This is a genomic window from Euzebyella saccharophila (assembly GCF_014855495.1).
Taxonomy (GTDB): Bacteria; Bacteroidota; Bacteroidia; order Flavobacteriales; family Flavobacteriaceae; genus Euzebyella; species Euzebyella saccharophila.
In genome coordinates this window covers 1-2,304 of sequence record NZ_JACYFJ010000018.1, presented here as the reverse complement: position 1 = coordinate 2,304, position 2,304 = coordinate 1, and the positions used below count along the sequence as shown (strand labels likewise).

Annotated in this window: 2 protein-coding genes; both read right to left on the bottom strand. The window is 35.8% G+C overall.

The annotated features are described in order from the left end of the window. Nucleotides 1-159 precede the first annotated feature (159 nt). A complete protein-coding gene (locus IL355_RS19155; RefSeq protein WP_192463706.1) occupies nucleotides 160-780 on the bottom strand; it encodes an SRPBCC family protein in 621 nt (206 codons plus the stop codon). 595 nt (nucleotides 781-1,375) lie between these two features. Then, nucleotides 1,376-1,939: a hypothetical protein gene (locus tag IL355_RS19150; RefSeq protein ID WP_192463705.1), complete on the bottom strand. Its 564-nt coding sequence runs from the start codon at nucleotides 1,937-1,939 to the stop codon at nucleotides 1,376-1,378. Nucleotides 1,940-2,304 lie beyond the last annotated feature (365 nt).

The following is a 2,304-nucleotide window of genomic DNA, read 5'->3' as shown; positions in this document are numbered from 1 at the left end:
ATTGGTATTGAATGATTGATAATCCTATCGGAATTATCAACGATTCAACACCCCAAAATCAACAATATGAAGTAATTAAAAAATTAAATAGTAACTTTAGAGAACTGGACTAGGGCTTTTCATAGGATACATTGTTGTATGTCGTGCTTTACTTCATCTTCAATTATTAATTGTTCCTTCTACTTCAGCTTTAAGCTCCCTATTAAAAGTCAAGTATTGTGGAAGTACATATCTTGCCAAATCGATATTACTAATATTAGGGTTATATCCTCTAAACTTGTCAGATTGCACAAATTTCGTATGGGATTTTCCATTTTCCTGAACTTCATATAAATGTCTATCAATAACTCCAGGCAATACGGCAATTGTATCTGACCAACCATAATATTTATTTTCAGAATATATGAGTTTATGAGGGATTACCTGATTTTGCCCATCTACTTTGTAAATTATATTGACCTCTTGTCCATCCTCCATCGTAATTCCATCAATTTTTTGAAGTGTAGAGCTCCAATTGGACATATTCTCAAAATCTGTCAATACCTCCCAAACTTCACTTGTAGTCGCATCAATTGTTATTGATGTGAATAAAGAATAATGATTCTCATCAATTTCTTTTATTGATACTTCTTCGATAGGTTCGATTGTTGTATTAGAGGTACTTTCAGTTTTAACTTTATTACCACACCCTATAAATATAAAGGATAGAATTACTTTAAATGACAATCTCTGAAGAAGGGTAATTCTCTTAATATTTAAATATGATTTCTCACAATTCATTTTACTGATGATTTTAATGTTAAACTAATGTATTTTTGTCTTATTGTTTTTTCCTGCATGACATACAACGCAGGGCTATGTGTAGTCGTGCGTTTGGATTTTTATTTGTCGTACCGAAAGGTACGTAAAAAAGAAAAATACAAGGGAGCACACCAGATTGCATATAGCGGTTGATATGCACAGTTATCCTCGATGGCGCCTAAAGGTGATAATATCGATGGTCCCTCATCCTACGGCCTTTGCAATCTGACATAGCCCTGCGATGATGCACAAACCCCAAAGTGCGGGAATTGGAGCGGAGCGACAATGTAGCGATTTGGGTTCACCTTTAGGTGACCGAGCGAAGCGACCGATGAATACCTTTGAAAAACAATAAAAGTGCTATGAATAATTGTGCATCATCGTTTAGTATATGGCAAGTAGGGCAGTAGAAAGCGAAAATCTTTCAATTTTGCACTGAGCCAAATCGTTGTATTTTGTTTTTATCTTATTCATTTTAAAAGCCAAATCAACGATTTGGCGGTGTTTGTAAATAGCAGCGAACTTTCTTAAACCACCAAACGCCCTATTTGCTATATACAGTGTTGGCATTTCGTTATTTCTTTTCTAACCTTTTAAATCCATAGAAAATCAGACCACAACAAATCAATAAGCCAAGAATCGCAGGAATTAATATTGATTTTCCGGATTCACCTGCATTTTGAATGCTCCACACCATTTTACCTGTTGCCATAAGAACCACTACCGCTATGCCCATTATTACACTTCGCTTCCAAAAAGCTAATCCTAAAGCTATAAATGAAATAGGGATTGTTAAGGTCAGTAGCTGTTTGCTCAAGTTCCATTCTCCGTACAGATATTCTTTCTCAAATTCTAAAAAATCAATTACACTCTCACTCACAATCTCGGGCTTGGGAAACCAAAACATACTTGTGAACAAGGCAAATATGGAAAACATCATTCTTGTAAAACTTTTTCTGTAGGCGAAATAGCAAAATGGAAGCAAAAACAAAGGTCGTAAATACCAACTCCATTGATTATGGTGTCGTTCAAAAACCCAATCAAAGAATGGTTTGTTAGTCATTGAAATCACAATGAAGGTAATTGTCAGGATTAAAAAAATACCTCCTACCAATAAATCTTTATTTCTACTTTTCATCTGTTTTATTTAATGAATGCCAACGTTTATGGATAAGAATAGTTGCGGGTTTGCGTGCGAGGATTTTCCGCAGGAAAATCAGACGTAGTAAACACGCAACTACCTTTGTTTAAGCACAAAACCGCAATTATTTTTATACGGTGTGCCTGTTGCACAAGTTAAGAAAAAAACGGTCTTGATCATTGCCGTTCGGTAGATCGATCGTAACTTTAGGTATGCAGGGAAAAAAGGATTACTTGGAAAAACTGTTCGCACATTTCCAGTTGAGCGAGCGTATACCCGAGAACAATTTCTACAGGCGTTTGAAAGGGGCTTTGGACCTTGACTTTCTCTACCCTTTGACCAAGGGGTATTATGGCGAAAGC

Bases quoted from the DNA above. Each gene is read 5' to 3' on its own strand.
- IL355_RS19155 (WP_192463706.1), bottom strand. From the start codon at position 780: ATGAATTGTGAGAAATCATATTTAAATATTAAGAGAATTACCCTTCTT.
- IL355_RS19150 (WP_192463705.1), bottom strand. From the start codon at position 1,939: ATGAAAAGTAGAAATAAAGATTTATTGGTAGGAGGTATTTTTTTAATC.